A 15,259-nucleotide genomic window follows, 5' to 3' on the forward strand; every position below is an offset into this window, starting at 1 on the left:
ATACCGGATACCCCAGAGGGGTATAAATATCGGTTTGGCCGGGTGAAACACCCGGGGGCATACTGGCAGCCATGCCCTCAGACTCCGCCAGTCCCGATATCAAGCCTCGCAGCCGCGACGTCACCGACGGCCTCGAGAAGGCCGCCGCCCGCGGGATGCTGCGGGCGGTAGGCATGGAGGACGCCGACTTCGCCAAACCGCAGATCGGCGTCGGGTCGTCGTGGAACGAGATCACCCCGTGCAACCTGTCGCTGGACCGGTTGGCCAAGGCCGTCAAGGACGGGGTGCACGCCGCGGGCGGATACCCGCTGGAGTTCGGCACCATCTCGGTGTCCGACGGCATCTCGATGGGCCACGAGGGCATGCACTTCTCGCTGGTCAGCCGCGAGGTCATCGCCGACAGCGTCGAGACCGTGATGCAGGCCGAGCGCCTGGACGGTTCGGTGCTGCTCGCCGGCTGCGACAAGTCGCTGCCCGGCATGCTGATGGCGGCCGCCCGTCTCGACCTGGCGAGCGTCTTCCTCTATGCCGGGTCGATCCTGCCCGGCATCGCCAAGCTGTCGGACGGCAGCGAGAAGGAAGTGACGATCATCGACGCCTTCGAGGCCGTCGGTGCGTGCGCCCGGGGCCTGATGTCGCGCGAGGACGTCGACGCGATCGAACGGGCTATCTGTCCCGGTGAGGGTGCGTGCGGCGGCATGTACACCGCCAACACCATGGCCAGTGCGGCCGAGGCGCTGGGCATGTCGCTGCCCGGCAGCGCAGCTCCCCCGGCCACCGACCGCCGCCGGGACGGGTTCGCCCGGCGCAGCGGCGAGGCCGTCGTGGAACTGCTTCGCCGCGGCATCACCGCGCGCGACATCCTGGTCAAGGAAGCGTTCGAGAACGCGATCGCGGTGGTGATGGCGTTCGGCGGCTCGACCAACGCAGTGCTGCACCTGCTGGCGATCGCCCACGAGGCGAACGTGAAACTGTCGCTCGACGACTTCACCCGCATCGGCAGCAAGGTTCCGCACCTGGCCGACGTCAAACCGTTCGGCTCGCACGTGATGACCGACGTCGACCGCATCGGCGGCGTGCCGGTCGTGATGAAGGCGCTGCTCGATGCCGGGCTGTTGCACGGCGACGTCCTGACCGTCACCGGCCAGACCATGGCGCAGAACCTCGCGCACATCGCGCCGCCCGACCCGGACGGCAAGGTGCTACGGGCGCTGTCCAACCCGATCCACCCCACCGGCGGCATCACAATCCTGCACGGGTCCCTGGCGCCGGAAGGCGCGGTGGTGAAGTCGGCAGGCTTCGACTCCGACGTGTTCGAAGGCACCGCAAGGGTTTTCGAGCGCGAGCGGGCTGCCCTGGACGCTCTCGAGGACGGCACCATCACCGCGGGCGACGTCGTCGTCATCCGCTACGAGGGCCCCAAGGGCGGTCCCGGCATGCGGGAGATGCTGGCCATCACCGGCGCCATCAAGGGTGCGGGTCTCGGCAAGGACGTGCTGCTCATGACCGACGGCCGCTTCTCCGGCGGCACCACCGGCCTGTGCGTCGGACACATCGCACCCGAGGCGGTCGACGGTGGGCCGATCGCGTTCCTGCGGGACGGCGACCGCATCCGTCTCGACGTCGCCAAAGGCACCCTGGACGTGCTGGTCGATCCGGCCGAATTCGATTCGCGCAAGGTGGGATTCGAACCCCTACCGCCGCGCTACACCACCGGTGTGCTGGCCAAGTACACCAAGCTGGTGGGCTCGGCGGCCGGCGGCGCCGTCTGCGGCTAACGCCGCGTCAGCCAGCCGAGAACTCGGCATACACCTGCGGCAGGAAGCCGGCGAGATGGTTCATCTCCTGCGCGCAGTGCACGAGCAGATCTCGCGGGTCCGGCAGCTGGTGCGCGGCGATGGGCCGAATCACCGTGTCGGTCAGAACATTTCCCTTCCGCAGGCCGATGTACGGCCCGCCCATCCAGAACCGCGACCGCATCTCGGCGCCGTCCGCGGTGGCCCGCACGTGGTGGACGAACCAACCAATGTCGACCGGAACCTCCGATGATCCCAGCCGAGCGCACACCGCGACGTCGCCGCCGAGGCGGGCGGGATCGAGGCCGATCACCTGTGGTTCGACGAATTGGATCGCGGCCTTGGCGTACGCCGACCCGAGGTACTCCTCGATCAACGAGGTGCGCCCCACCCAACTGCCGTCGGGGCCGCCGTCACTCCAGCGCGCCGACGCGTGCGCACGGGGATGCCACAGCTTGTAGCGCCGCGAATCGCTGCCGTGCCAACCGAACCACCAGTCCCACATCGCCGGGGTGACGCCTGGCATGTCGGTGCGCACCGACACCTGGAAGCCGCCGCCACGCAGCTGGCCGTAGCCGTTCTCGGTCTGATGGTAGTCCTCATCGAGAATCGTTCCCGCAGAATCGAATCCGAGCAGCGTCTGATCGGCCTGCGGGCCGTGCTCCAGCGCGACCACCACATGCCGTGGCAGCTCGGCCATCTCGGGATTGAAGTACTTGCCCCACGGGGTGTCGGCATCGCCATCGCGGTAGCCCAGATACGCGCTCATCACACCCGCCCCATCCACGGGTAGAAGCGACCGTCGGGATCGTATGCGGCGCGGACCCTGTCGAGCCGCGCCATCGCCTCATCGGTGGCGAACCGCGCAGGCCGCTGGCCGAGATTCTCGTCGGCCAACTGGATTCCGTCGGCCAGGTGCGCCATCGCGGCCATGTTGGCCCGCGGCCAGTCCGCGTACTTGTCGTCGTCGGCCTCGTCCATCCAGCCCCCGTAGAGCGCGAGATAGATCTCGGCTTCGACGCTGTAGGCCATGTCCTGGCGGGCCGGCGACGGTCCCCAGTTGAGCCACAGGAAGTGCGCCGGGTGCGGCGGCATGGTGTCCAGGATGCGGTGGATTCCCGGCATCAGGTCCTCCGCCGGCGCCGACGTCCACATGTTGTCCGCGGAGTAACGGTGATCTTCCAGGTAGTTGCCCATCACTGCGGTGTACCACGTCGGCAGATCCGTTGGGGCATAAGGAATTTTGGTAAGGGCCTTGTCAATGGCCGGGCAGGTGCCCAGCAGTGCGAGCGCTTCCTCGGCCTCCTGCTCGGTGTCGGCGAACACCGGCGAGGCGAGCAGGATCGCGGGACTGTCCATCCCGATGTCCGGCACGCTCCTGGTGGCGAGGATCTGCAGTTCCACCCTCCGGTCGACGTCCGCGCTGATCGCACGCGCCCAGGTGAACACCTCGTCGGCACAGTCGAACGGGTAGACGTACAGGCTCATGCCGCACACGGCGGGCTTGGCATACAGCTTGAGGTGAAAGGCGGTGACGACCGCGAAGAAGCCTGGTCCCGCACCGCGCGCCGACCAGTACAGGTCGGGGTGGTTCTCGGCGTCGATGTAGAGCTTCTCGCCGTCGGCGGTGATCACGTCGAGACCGATCACGCTCTCGCACGCCGGCCCGTAGACCCGGCTGTTCCAGCCGTAACCGCCCTGCAGAAGATACCCGCCGATGCACACGCCCTTGCAGTGTCCGGCGGGGAAGAACAAGCCCTCGGCGTCGAGTTCGGCCGCGAGGATGCTGCCGCCCTTGCCGGGGCCCGCCACGGCGACCATCTTGTCCTTGTCGATGGTCGCCCGGTCGAACCCGTGCATGTCGAGCAGCAGACCGCCGTCGCGCAGATGGTTGGCGGCCCAGCTGTGGCCGCCCGACCGGATGCCGACCTGAAGATCGTTGGCCTTCGCGTAGGCGAGTGCGGCCACGATGTCGTCGTCGTCGCGGGCCTGCACGATCACCGCGGGATACCGGTCCGGCACCCGCTGGTTCCACACCGTGGAGCGCCGGGCAGCCTCGTAACCGTCGTCGCCCCGAACGAAAGATCGCCCCTCTGGAAGCGTCACCGCGACCTCCTAGATTCGCTATCCGAATCTTTGTGGTCCGGATTGTGGATCAATATAGTGAGGGAATGACGCGTGCGGACCAGAATCGGACAACTCATTCCGCACGTTCCGACGGTATTCAGGTGCTGCGTCGCGCCGCAGCCGCCCTCGACGAAATCGCCGCCTCACCTGGGCAGCTTCGGCTCGTCGACCTGGGCGGCCGGCTCGGCCTGGCCAAGTCGACGGTGCGCCGGCTGCTGGTCGGGCTCGTCGAGATCGGGTTCGCATCCATCGACGACGACGGCCGCATCAGCCTCGGCGAACGGCTGCTCGCGCTCGGCGGCGCCGACGATGCGAGCCTCACGATGCAGTTCCGGCCGACGCTGGACCGGCTGGCCCGCGCGACGGGTGAGACGGTGGATCTGTCGGTGCTACGCGGTCGGCAGATGCTCTTCATCGACCAGGTCCAGTCCACCCACCGGCTCCGGGCGGTGTCGGCGGTCGGCATGCGGTTCCCGCTCGAGACGACCGCCAACGGCAAGGCCGCGCGGCAGCTGCTGAACGACCCGGCGGCGAACCTCAGCGCTATCGCCTTCGATCGAGACGAGCACACCGCCGGCATCTCGGCGGCGGGTGTGGCCGCCAGGACGGTCGGCGGTCACATCGTCGCGATCTCGGTGCCAGCGCCCAGCGAGCGGTTCACCGCGAACGAGGCTGGGATCGTCGACGCGCTGCGCGAATCCGCTCAAGCGCTCGTCATCTGACCATCGCGACCGCGAACCCGTCCCAACCCTTGGTGCCCACCGTCTGGATCGCCGCGGTATCCAGCCGCGGATGCGCACCCATCATTTCCAACATGTCGCGTACCGCACGGGCCTGATGGTCATCGGGCGCCGGCTCGAGGACGCGGCCGAACCGAGCGATGTTGTCCACCACGATGATCGAGCCGGGGTGGCCCAGCTTGATCGCCCACTCGACGTAGGCGACGTTGTTCTCCTTGTCGGCGTCGATGAACGCCAGGTCGAAGATCTCGCCGCGCTCGGCCAGGGTCGGCAGGGTGTCCAGTGCGGCCCCGACGATCACCTCGACGCGGCCGTCGACGCCGGCGCGCGCCAGGCTCTGGCGGGCCACCTCGGCGTGCTTCGGTTCGAACTCCAGCGTCACCACCCGACCGTCGGCGCCGACGGCGCGGGCGAGGTTGATGGTGCTGTAGCCGGCCAGCGTGCCGATCTCCAAGATGCGGGTGGCATGCGTCGCCTTCGCAAGCAGATACAGCAGCCTTCCGTGTTGCGCCGACACCTCGATGGGCGGCATACCCGCCGCGTCGGCCGCCGCCCGTGCCGCCGTCAGCGCCTCGTCCTCGGTATGCAATAGGCGGCTGAAGAGCTGATCGAGCTCCTTCGGGTCTGGCCCCTCCACACGGGACACGTTATCGCACACCCTCTTTCGCATAGACCACGCGCAGCACATGGGCGACTTCCGGGCCCATGACCGCTCCGGCGAGTTCACAGAACGTGGCAACGAAGTCGGGGCCGTGGGGCGGCTCGGCGGCGCAGAGGTGGTGGGCGATCTCGTGGAGCACCACCAGCTCGCGCAACGCCCAGGTGGTGCGTCCCTCCGGGACGGCGATACCCGCGCCGTCGTCGTCGCGTTCGTAGTGCGCCGCAGTGACCCCGCGCCGGGCGCGCACGGTCAGCGGTCCCCTGCCGGGCCACGACTCGCGCACCACCGCCATGCCGAGCACGTCGTCGACGTAGCGTTGCACCGACTCCGTCGACGCGAAGCGGCCCTCCGGCGGCAGCGTCAACTGCGTGCCGAAGAAGTCGACCATCCGGTTGCCGTGCTCGGCGGCCCGGTCGAACAGCGTGCGGACGAATTCCTCTGCGGCGTAGACCTTCGACCGCTGGGAGTCCCTGACGCTCACCGCTCCAGGGCCGAGCGTGCACCACCCAGCTCGGGGCTGGTTCCCAGCCGGGCCCGGCGGCCGGCGCGATCCCCCGCGCGCCGCGCCGCCGACGAGTACCCCGCCGTCGCACTGGTGGCCCGCCATGTGCCCCGCGCTTCTGAGGTCTGCCGGTAGAAGTCCCTCAGCTCGATGTCCTTGTTCCGCAGCGCGATAGCGGTGCCCGGTCTGCTGTCGCGCCCGTTGGTCGCCTCACGCTGGGCCTCTTCGCGCGCCTCGGCCAGCCGCTTGCCGATCCGTGCGCCGAACGCGAGCTGGAAGTTGATGCGTGCGGTGATGGTGGGCGTCGGACGGTGGGCGCCCGACGCGATGTAGGCCTCCGACGCCCGCACCATCTGCGTCACCAGGCTGGCATAGAGCGCGTGGCTGGCGTCGATGTCCTCACCGAAGCCGTACGCGTAGACGAACGTCGAGTTCGACGCGACATCACATTTCACGTCGTTGGCCATCGCGATCACCGTGAACAGCTGCACGTACGTGCGCAGCCCGCGCGTCCCCGCATTGCCGATCGTGATGGTGCGCTGCACCGGTACCTGCGCCTTGGTGCGGTTGGACGAATGGGACCGCGCGACCGCCAGGTCGATCGACGTCGCCGTGGCCAACCGCTGAGCGGCGGCCATGAACGCGTCGGCCTCATGCGTGTTGTCGGTCCCCTCGGCCTGGCGCAGCAGCGCGGCGATGCGCGCCAGCATCCTGTCGTCAGTCATCCGCGATCCCCGTGTCACTCATGGGCGCCAGATTAGGACTACTTGCCGACAAAGGCGTCGATCGCACTGACGAGTTGTGGAGAAAGTGGGTCCTGCTTGGCGTAATTGGCGACGTTGTCGGTGGGGTCGTCGCGCAGCACGTGGTTGACACCCTGCAGTTCGACGACTGTCAGCGCGGTGTGTTGGAGCGCGTCGACAAGCGGTTTGACCGACGTGCACGTCGCCTGGGCGTCCGCGTCCGAGCACGTCAACAACACGGGCGTGCCGGCAGGCACCTTGGCGGCCAGGGTGAGCGGATCGATCTTGTCGGCCTCGATGACCGCCTTGACGTTGCCCTGGTTGAGCAGCGCCCCGAGCCCCTCCGGGAGGTTCTCCGCCACGGTGCCCTTGGTGCGGACCTGCTCGACGGCGGCCAGCCAGGTGTTGAGTGCCTCCGGGGACGCGCTGGCACGCACCCGATTGGTGATGATGTCCAGGTATCGGCCCGGCAGCGGCTGAAAAAGGCCCAGCGAGTGGATCTTCGGTGCGTCGGCGCCGGTGTCGGTCGCCAGCGCCAACGCATGCACGGCGCCTTCTCCCACTGCGTAGACGGAGATGCGGTCCGCCTCGGTCGCGGGCTGGTCGGCGAGGAACCGCGCCGCGGCCTTGGCGCCGGACGTGTAGACGGAGCTGACGACGTCCATGGGGCGCTGCGCGTAAGGGCCGAGACCCGTTTTCCCCGTACCGACCTTGTCGTAGCGCAGGCTGGCAACGCCCTTGTCCGACAACAGTTCGGCGAGTTGACGCATGTTGCCCACCGGGCCCGCCACGGCGTTGTCGCCGTTGCGGTCGGTGTTGCCGCTCTCGGAGATCAGCAGCGCCGCAGGCCCGGGCTTCCCGTCCCGCTCGTGGCGATAGGTGCCGTGGATGGTGAGGCCGTCAGCGGTGAACGTCACGTCCTCGTCGACCCAGCGGGGCGCTTCCTCCGACGACCCGCACGCCGCCAGGGCTAGTATCAACGAAAGAAGAATGCCAGCAATGGTTTTCAAAGCTTGGCCTCGATCCACGAGGTGACGTCGTCGAGCACCAATGCCTTCTCGGGCTCGTTGAACACCTCGTGGTACAGCTCGGGATACACCTTGAGGTGGGCGTCCTTGGACCCGACGCACTCCAGGAGGTGGCGACTGCCTTCGACCGGGATCAGCTTGTCCTGCTCACCGTGCACGACCAGCAGTGGCGCGGTCAGCGCACCGGCGCGCTGCGGCATGGTCTCGCCGACCTTGATGAGCGCCTTGCCGATGCCCGCAGGCAGCTTGCCGTGGTGCACCAGCGGGTCGGCTTCGTAGGCGGCGACCACCTCTGGATCGCGGGACACCGCGTCGGTCGGGAGCTTTTCGACGGGCAGGCCGGGCAGGATGCTTCCCAGCACCTTGGCGATGGTGATCATGAACGACGACACCGCGTCCTGGGCGTAGACCGCCGGGCCGGACAGCACCATCGCCGTGTAGTCGTCGGGATGCTCGACGCCGTACGCGAAAACGACACCGCCGCCCATGCTGTGGCCGAGCACGATCCGCGGCAGGTCGGGATGATCGGCGGTGGCGATGCCGACCAGGGTGTGGAAATCGCCGGTGTACTCGTCGATTTTGCGCAGGTACACCCGTTTGCCGCCGGACCGGCCATGGCCGCGGAGGTCCAGCGCGTAGGTGATCAACCCCGCCTCCCCGAATCGCTGAGCCACGTGGTCATAGCGGCGCGCGTGCTCGGCGTATCCGTGGCAGAGCACGACGACGCCGCGCGGCGCCACCTCCGGGGTCCACACGTCGTAGACGATGCGGACCCCTCCGATGCCGTCGAAGCTGCGTTCGCTGCGGGTAGTTGCCACGAAGGGAGAGTAACGGGCACCGACAGAAACGCCGGTGTCGGTTGTCACCCCCACTCATTAAGCTCGGCGAGATGACAGTCCTGGCTCGAAATCTGGACGACGGCTCAACAACTGGTAGCGCCGATGACGCCTTCCTGGCGGACGCCCAGCGATATCGCCGGGAGCTGCTCGCGCACTGCTATCGGATGACGGGGTCGCTGCACGACGCCGAGGATCTGGTGCAGGAAACGTACTTGCGGGCGTGGAAGTCGTACAAGGGTTTCCAGGGCAAATCGTCGGTGCGCACCTGGCTGTACCGGATCGCGACCAATACGTGCCTGACGGCGTTGGACAGCCGTCAGCGGCGGCCGCTGCCGACCGGCCTCGGTGCGCCGAGTTCGGATCCCATCGACGACATCGTCGCGCGCGAGGAGGTGCCGTGGCTGGAGCCGATCCCCGACGATTCGACCGACCCGTCCGACATCGTCGGTTCACGCGAATCGGTGCGGCTCGCGTTCGTCGCGGCGATTCAGCACCTGTCCCCGCGGCAACGCGCGGTGCTCGTGTTGCGCGAGGTGCTGCAGTGGAAGGCCGCTGAGGTCGCCGACGCCATCGGCACGTCGACGGCCGCGGTGAACAGCCTGCTGCAGCGGGCGCGCGCGCAACTCGACACCATCAACCCCAGCGAGGACGACCGTCTCGAGGCCCCGGAGTCCGAAGAGGCCCAGGATCTGCTGAAGCGCTACATCGCCGCGTTCGAGAACTACGACATGGACAAGCTCGTGGAGCTGTTCACCGAGGACGCAGTGTGGGAAATGCCGCCGTTCGACGGCTGGTACCAGGGGCCGCACAACATCGTCCTGCTGTCGAAGACGCACTGCCCCGCCGAGGGTCCCGGCGATATGCGCTTGATCCCAACGGTGGCCAACGGTCAGCCCGCGGGAGCGTTGTACATGCGCAACCCGGAAACCGGAGTACACGAGCCTTTCCAGATGCACGTGCTGGCCGTGACCGCCGATGGCATCTCCCACGTCGTCGCGTTCCACATGACGTCGTTCGAGAAATGGGGACTGCCCGACAGGCTGTGAGTCGACGCGCGTATCAGGCCAGCCTCTCGGCGACCTGCTGCGCCACCGCGCCGAATGCCCGCAACTGCGCGGCGGGTATGCCGTCGAAAACCGCGCTGCGAACCAACTCGACGTGTCCCGGCGCGGCCAACTCCAGGGCGGCACGACCGCCATCGGTGATCTCGACCGTGGCGCCGCGCCGGTCGTCGTCACTCCCATGTCGCTCCACGAGGCCGCGCCCGCGCATCCGACGCAGCTGATGCGACAGTCGGCTCTGCTCCCAGGCCAGCGCGTCGCCTAGTTCGTTGATCCGCAGTGGACCGCGCTCGGTCAAGGCCACCAGCACGTCGTAGTCCGCCAGCGAGAGCTCACAGTCCTGCTGGAGCTGGCGGTGCATCGTCGTCTGCAACCGGCTGGTCATGGCGAGATAGTTGCGCCAGATCTCCTGCTGTTCCCCGGTCAACCACACGGAATACATGACACATCATGCATGTTGTCCTGTCCAGCGGCCACCCCTAGGCTGGGCCCCGAGCGAGAGGATCGCGATGACCGCCCCGACAGTAGACATTCGCCGCGCCGACGATCGCGCGAAGACCAGAATCGACTGGCTCGACTCCAAACACTCGTTTTCGTTCGGCGACCATTACGACCCCGGCAACACCCACCACGGCCTGCTGCTGGTCAACAACGACGACATCGTGAAACCCGGCACGGGGTTCGATACTCACCCCCATCGCGACATGGAGATCGTCACCTGGGTGCTGCGCGGTTCACTCGTCCATCAGGATTCGACCGGGAACTCCGGCGTGATCTATCCCGGCCTGGCGCAACGGATGTCGGCGGGGCGGGGCATCCTGCATTCCGAGAAGAACGACTCCTGGACGTTGACAGGCGGCCAATCCCACACGGAACCCGTGCATTTCGTGCAGATGTGGGTGGTCCCCGACGAATCCGGCGTCGATCCCGGATACCAGCAGCTCGAGATCGACCATGAGCTGCTGCGCGGCGGCCTGGTGACCATCGCCTCCGGGATGCCGGCCCACCGCGACCAGGCCGCGATCAGCATCCGCAACAAGTACGCGGCCCTGCACGGCGCGCGGCTGCAGGCTGGCGACACAGTCGAGTTGCCGTCGGCACCGTATCTGCACCTGTTCGTCCCCCGCGGTGAGGTGATGCTCGAGGGCGCCGGGGCGCTGCACGAGGGCGACGCCGTACGCTTCACCGCGTCCGGCGGCCAGCGGGTCACCGCCAGCGCACCCGCTGAAATTCTCGTGTGGGAGATGCATGCGGGTTTGGCTGCGGCGTAACCGGATTGGGCCTTGCCTCGCCGGTGTGGCATGTACCGGCTGCGTTCGCCGCCGCGCTAGCGGACCGGGTGATCGCGCTTACCGGTGATGCCGACGTAGATGGCGATCAGCACGATCGCGATGACGACGCCGACGAGGAATGGGATGACCTCCCACCCGCCGTTGGAGTTCGAGTACCCGAACTGGTAGGTCAGCCACGTTCCGAGGAATGACCCGACAGCGCCGAGGACGATCGTCATGATCACGCCGATCGACTGCTTGCCCGGCATGATGAGCCGAGCGAGTGCGCCCACGATCAAACCAACAACGATCGCGCTGAGAATGGTGCCGATCATCTTTTCTCCTCTATAGGTAGTCGGTTGAGTACCGACGTCAACTGTTTCTCTGTGTCATTGGCCAGCTTCTCGAAGGCCACCTTCATGACCGGGCTGAAAAGCGCCAGCAAGCCGTGCATTTCGAGTTCGTTGCGGTAGGTGATCACCGAACCGGTGTTCGCGGCGTCGATGTAGATCCTCTCCACCGAGGTGGCCGACTTGTTCTTCCCGACGAAGACGATGCAGTTGTCGGACACGCTGTCGAGGGTGTAGGTCAGTTCGGTGGTGACGCCGAAGATCTTCGAGACGTTGCGCCACGACGCGCCTTCCCTGATGACACCGCTGTCGATGCGAGTGCAGGTGTGGGTGCCCGGATCCCATTCGACGGCGTTGGCGAAATCCTTCAGGTAGCCGATCACGTGGTGTGGTGGTGGGCTGACCGAGAAGGTTCGCGACACGGTGGGCATGCGTTGCGATTACCCGCTTCGCGCCTTTGTAACCCGAGCAGATTCGCCGACGTTGCCCGCAGCGCGTTCGCCGGCCGAAACCCGATCGTCATGGACTTGTTACGAAAGTTGACAGTGTTGCTGGCGAGGTTAATGTGGTTTCAGTTCGCTGTGTCGAAGGGGGCCCATGTCTAGTCCAGTCACGGTATTTCGGCGCTGCGCGGCATGGGCCGCCGCGCTGATGTCGTTCGCTGCGCTGTCGACAACCGCCGCCCCGACCGCGGAGGCCGCGAGCGGCCGTGATCTGCTCGCCGGCGCCATCGCGAACACTCGGGGTTCGTACCTCGTCTACAACTTCGGCAGCGGTCACCCCGCACCGATGCTCGACGCGAGCGGCAACTGGTACGAGCTGAGCAACGGCGGTCGACTGATGGTCATCAAGTCGGCCTCGCAGCGACTGGCCCCGCGACTCCTTGTCGACTCGCACAGGGGATACCAGTCCCGCTGCGAACGCGATCCGCGCGCACGTACCCGCGAAGGATTACTGCAGGCGTCCGAGATCTTCTCACCACTGCAGGCCTGGCAGGCGCTGGGTCAACCGACCATCGCCGTCAACGCCAACTTCTTCGATATTCGTCCGCAGAGGGGCGGGTCCTGGAAGTCGACCGGGTGTAGCTCACCGCTGGGCGCCTACGTCGACAACACCCGCGGACAGGGCCGCGCCAACACCGCCGTGACGGGCACCCTCGCGTACGCGGGCAAACAGGGCCTCTCAGGTGGCAACGAACACTGGAAAGCGTTGTCCACCATGATAATTCCCGTGGCGGGCGCCCCGTTTGTGGTACCGCCGAAGAGCCCGGACGACTATGACGCCGCCTCCCCTGTCATTCAGGACCTCATCGACAAGGGCACCCGGTTCGTCGCCGTCGCAGGGATCGGGCTGTTGTCCCCGGGAGACACCGGTCAGCTCAACGACGGCGGTCCGAGCGCTGCGCGTACCGCCCTCGCGTACAGCAAGGGCAAGGACGAGATGTACGTCTTCCAGGGCGGAAGCTATACCCCGGATCAGATCCAGGATCTGTTCCGCGGCCTCGGCAGCGACACCGCGGTGCTGCTTGACGGTGGCGGTTCGTCGTCGATCGTGCTGCGCCGCGACACCGGTGGCATGTGGGCGGGTGCCGGTGTGCCGGACGGGAATTGCGACACCCGTCAGGTGTTGTGCGACTCCCGCGAGCGCGCGTTGCCCAGCTGGCTGGCGTTCAACTAGTCGGCACTGTCCGACGCGCCGGCGTCGGACGCGGAAGCGTTACCGGCGCCGCCCTCGGTGTTGGTGGCGCTGCTGGTACCGGTGTCGGTGTCGTCGGCGGCCGCGTGGCGTCCGCCGCCAGACGGCTTCGTGGTGCTCCTGCCGGGACGGAACGCGTTCGCGGTGTCGCGAATGATCGACCCGCCGGGACCTGCCGACTCGGTCCTTTCGCGCCGGGGTGTGGACGAGGCGGACGTATCGTCAGGCTTGGCATGTCGAGGTGAGGACGAGCCAGACGTGTCGTCGGGCTTGGCGTGCCTCGGTGAGTACGAGCCCGATGTGTCATCGGGCTTGGCGTGCCGGGGCGTATACGAATCAACGGTGTCCTCGGGCTCGGCGTGCCGGGGCGTATACGAGCCGGACGTGTCGTCGAGGTTGCCACTATTCTGGCTGACGGCCTGCTCGTCGGAATCCGCCTCGTCGGGATCCTTTTCGGGATCGTCTTCCGAAGCGACCGTGTCTTCGCCAGCGTCGATCTCGTCGGCGACCTCCACCTCGTGATCAGCCGCCCCGTCGACGCTTTCCTCGACAACGTCCTCGCCAACAGCGAGTTCCTCGACTACAGCTTCGTCTTCGAGTTCCTCACCACTCGACAGTGCCTCTGTGCTGAAAAAAGTTGCTGCGGTGAATGTTTCGTCGGCGACGCCCTCTTCCGTCGATTCCGCGCTCAGCAGCGCATTCTCAGACGCTTCAGGATCTTCGTCGGCCGGCGGGGCCACCACAATCGAGCTCAGTCCACCTGCCACGGCGCGGAACAGGTTGCCGGAGAGGAAGTCTTGAAGTGTGGCAAGCACATTCGGTGTGGGTGGCGTCGGGTTCCCGCTGAGGAACTCACGCCAGAAGCCCACGACCAATTGGGTGAGCACCACCCCGATGACAAACCCCAGGTCGAAAGTGGGGCGGGTCCCGAAAGGCACGGGTGTGCCGGCGTCGGCGTACGATCTTTCAAACGCACCGGTCACGGGGTTGTAAAACACGTCCGTGTACCCCAGGTTGACCAGGCTGGTCAGTGCCGGGGCGAGCGCGTTGGCCAATCTGGTGAAGAAGTTGAGCTGCGGACCGCCCATCATGTGTACGGCATCCGATAGCAGGTAAAGCGGCTCGAGCAGCGGCAACGTGACGGGCGGGATCGTCACATACAGGTTCAGCGCCAACGGATTTCCCTCGGCGGCGCTGGCCGCCGCCTCGGCGATCTGCGCGTCGATCTGTTCCTGAACGGCGTCGAAGTCGAGGCCACGCAGCATGTATGTCGGAAACAGTCCCGCCATGGCGTTGTTCGCCAGCGAGAATGGGTTCGCCCACGCCGCGAGGTCGGACATCGGATGGTAGGCAACCCCGACGTCGATCAGCATCGGGATGATGGTCGCGGTGCCGCTGGTCGTGATCTCGGTTCTCGGATTGACGACGTCGATGTCCGCCGAGTCGAACATCGGGTAGAAGCGCGCCAGCGCGCCGCCGTTGGGTCGGGCCGGATTGAACAGCAGCAGCATCGGCAGCACCGTCACGCTGCCCTGCGCGGCATTATCGCCGGTGTAGTTGAGACCGCCGGGTTGGTTGGGCAGGTCGGCGACGACCTTGTCGTATCCGGTCGCGATCGCGAAGGCACCGAGCCCGACACCCATCGCGACGGGCACGCGCACCTGGGTTGCGGCCGGGGCGTCGATCGGCAGGTTGTCGATGACACCTTGGAGTTGGCCGATCAGCGGGTTGTCAGGCTGTGTTTCCGTCAACCGCTGTACGACGGTGCTGAGCAGGCCGTCGGCGCCGACCTGGAGGTAGCCGGTGCTGTTGATCTCGGCGGCGACGCTGTTGGGTAGTTCGGGGACCCACCCGAGGTCGACCCCGAGCATCTTCAGCAGCGTGAAGACCGGCCCCGCGGTGACGACGTCGAGCCCGGGAATATCGCGCTCGGCGAGATTGAGCGGATCGCTGAGATCGAGACCGACCAGGGTCAAGAGACTGAGCAGGTCACTGATTCCGCCTGTCTCGGGATACAGCTCTTCCAGGGCCTGGAGCACGACCGGGGTGGCGTCCCCGTAAACCCCGCCCAGCGCCTGGCCGAGGTCGACGGGGATCTGGCTCAGCACCTCTCCGAGGGCCGAGCTGAGCATGAGGTTCGGGCTCGCCAGCACGTCCTTAACGATGCTCGGGAGATCGATCCCCGCTTCCTGCAGCGCCGCGGCGCGGTTGTTGCTCTCGACGATGCCGCGGATGAGTAGGTCGACGTTGGTCTGGAAGACGTCGTAGGACGCCGCATCGTAGAAGGTCAGATCCGAGAACTGCCACGGATTGACCGTCGACGTCAGGCCGATGTTCCGCTTGATCCTGGCGGTCACGTCGGTCTTCGGTTCTGCGGGAATCCCGACGGTCAGCGCCGCTGCGGTCGCGGTAGCCGCCCCGATTGCCACGACACGCTGCGAAGTAC

General features: G+C 66.9%; 16 protein-coding genes. 5 read left to right on the plus strand and 11 right to left on the minus strand.

All coding sequences use genetic code 11. The features are described 5' to 3' along the window. Positions 1–71 precede the first annotated feature (71 nt). The gene (ilvD, locus tag G6N43_RS01120; RefSeq protein ID WP_083153053.1) at positions 72–1,778 is read left to right on the plus strand and encodes a dihydroxy-acid dehydratase; all 1,707 of its coding nucleotides are present in this window, start codon (positions 72–74) and stop codon (positions 1,776–1,778) included. Positions 1,779–1,785: 7 nt separating this feature from the next. Here the strand turns inward: ilvD and G6N43_RS01125 are convergent, their stop codons facing one another. Together G6N43_RS01125 and G6N43_RS01130 are read right to left on the minus strand one after the other, a co-directional pair. Continuing rightward, positions 1,786–2,565, minus strand: a complete 780-nt coding sequence (locus G6N43_RS01125; RefSeq protein WP_083153054.1) for a DAPG hydrolase family protein — start codon at positions 2,563–2,565, stop codon at positions 1,786–1,788. After that, positions 2,565–3,902 carry an FAD-binding oxidoreductase gene (locus tag G6N43_RS01130; RefSeq protein WP_083153055.1) on the minus strand — a complete coding sequence of 446 codons (1,338 nt, stop codon included), beginning with the start codon at positions 3,900–3,902 and terminating at the stop codon, positions 2,565–2,567. The genes G6N43_RS01125 and G6N43_RS01130 overlap by 1 nt, the downstream gene beginning before the upstream one ends. Positions 3,903–3,967: 65 nt before the next feature. Here G6N43_RS01130 and G6N43_RS01135 point away from each other — a divergent pair, with 65 nt between their 5' ends. Further along, entirely contained in the window at positions 3,968–4,645 is a 678-nt protein-coding gene (locus G6N43_RS01135; protein ID WP_083153056.1) for an IclR family transcriptional regulator, read from the plus strand. On the opposite strand, the gene G6N43_RS01140 is transcribed toward G6N43_RS01135, so the two are convergent. Genes G6N43_RS01140 through G6N43_RS01160 form a run of 5 tightly spaced genes read right to left on the minus strand, consistent with a single transcriptional unit; the run spans position 4,638 to position 8,415 of the window. Continuing rightward, entirely contained in the window at positions 4,638–5,333 is a 696-nt protein-coding gene (locus tag G6N43_RS01140) for an O-methyltransferase (protein ID WP_110810433.1), read from the minus strand. The genes G6N43_RS01135 and G6N43_RS01140 overlap by 8 nt on opposite strands. After that, positions 5,311–5,805: a TIGR04338 family metallohydrolase gene (locus G6N43_RS01145; protein ID WP_083153058.1), complete on the minus strand. Its 495-nt coding sequence runs from the start codon at positions 5,803–5,805 to the stop codon at positions 5,311–5,313. The genes G6N43_RS01140 and G6N43_RS01145 overlap by 23 nt, the downstream gene beginning before the upstream one ends. After that, positions 5,802–6,551 (minus strand): DUF2786 domain-containing protein, encoded by a 750-nt coding sequence (locus G6N43_RS01150; protein ID WP_083153059.1) that lies wholly within the window; start codon positions 6,549–6,551, stop codon positions 5,802–5,804. Before G6N43_RS01150 ends, G6N43_RS01145 begins: the two co-directional genes overlap by 4 nt. A gap of 38 nt (positions 6,552–6,589) precedes the next feature. Next, positions 6,590–7,549: an alpha/beta hydrolase family protein gene (locus tag G6N43_RS01155; RefSeq protein WP_407664863.1), complete on the minus strand. Its 960-nt coding sequence runs from the start codon at positions 7,547–7,549 to the stop codon at positions 6,590–6,592. Between the two features lie 26 nt (positions 7,550–7,575). Further along, the gene (locus G6N43_RS01160) at positions 7,576–8,415 is read right to left on the minus strand and encodes an alpha/beta hydrolase (protein ID WP_083153061.1); all 840 of its coding nucleotides are present in this window, start codon (positions 8,413–8,415) and stop codon (positions 7,576–7,578) included. Between the two features lie 71 nt (positions 8,416–8,486). On the opposite strand from G6N43_RS01160, the gene G6N43_RS01165 reads away from it, so the two are divergent. Then, positions 8,487–9,482: a sigma-70 family RNA polymerase sigma factor gene (locus tag G6N43_RS01165; RefSeq protein ID WP_407664864.1), complete on the plus strand. Its 996-nt coding sequence runs from the start codon at positions 8,487–8,489 to the stop codon at positions 9,480–9,482. Positions 9,483–9,495: 13 nt separating this feature from the next. Here G6N43_RS01165 and G6N43_RS01170 read toward each other — a convergent pair whose 3' ends face one another. Next, positions 9,496–9,939 (minus strand): MarR family winged helix-turn-helix transcriptional regulator, encoded by a 444-nt coding sequence (locus G6N43_RS01170; RefSeq protein WP_083153063.1) that lies wholly within the window; start codon positions 9,937–9,939, stop codon positions 9,496–9,498. A gap of 67 nt (positions 9,940–10,006) precedes the next feature. Here G6N43_RS01170 and G6N43_RS01175 point away from each other — a divergent pair, with 67 nt between their 5' ends. Continuing rightward, positions 10,007–10,768: a pirin family protein gene (locus G6N43_RS01175; RefSeq protein ID WP_083153065.1), complete on the plus strand. Its 762-nt coding sequence runs from the start codon at positions 10,007–10,009 to the stop codon at positions 10,766–10,768. Positions 10,769–10,824: 56 nt separating this feature from the next. Here the strand turns inward: G6N43_RS01175 and G6N43_RS01180 are convergent, their stop codons facing one another. Both G6N43_RS01180 and G6N43_RS01185 read right to left on the minus strand, forming a co-directional pair. After that, positions 10,825–11,103, minus strand: a complete 279-nt coding sequence (locus G6N43_RS01180; RefSeq protein ID WP_083153068.1) for a GlsB/YeaQ/YmgE family stress response membrane protein — start codon at positions 11,101–11,103, stop codon at positions 10,825–10,827. Continuing rightward, positions 11,100–11,549 (minus strand): SRPBCC family protein, encoded by a 450-nt coding sequence (locus tag G6N43_RS01185; RefSeq protein WP_083153071.1) that lies wholly within the window; start codon positions 11,547–11,549, stop codon positions 11,100–11,102. Before G6N43_RS01185 ends, G6N43_RS01180 begins: the two co-directional genes overlap by 4 nt. Positions 11,550–11,715: 166 nt before the next feature. Between G6N43_RS01185 and G6N43_RS01190 the strand changes: the two genes are divergently transcribed. Further along, positions 11,716–12,795 carry a phosphodiester glycosidase family protein gene (locus tag G6N43_RS01190; RefSeq protein ID WP_083153073.1) on the plus strand — a complete coding sequence of 360 codons (1,080 nt, stop codon included), beginning with the start codon at positions 11,716–11,718 and terminating at the stop codon, positions 12,793–12,795. Here the strand turns inward: G6N43_RS01190 and G6N43_RS01195 are convergent. Then, positions 12,792–15,242: a PE-PPE domain-containing protein gene (locus G6N43_RS01195; protein ID WP_083153076.1), complete on the minus strand. Its 2,451-nt coding sequence runs from the start codon at positions 15,240–15,242 to the stop codon at positions 12,792–12,794. The genes G6N43_RS01190 and G6N43_RS01195 overlap by 4 nt on opposite strands. Positions 15,243–15,259: the final 17 nt, after the last annotated feature.

Origin of the sequence: Mycolicibacterium moriokaense, from assembly GCF_010726085.1 — a bacterium.
Taxonomy (GTDB): domain Bacteria; phylum Actinomycetota; class Actinomycetes; order Mycobacteriales; family Mycobacteriaceae; genus Mycobacterium; species Mycobacterium moriokaense.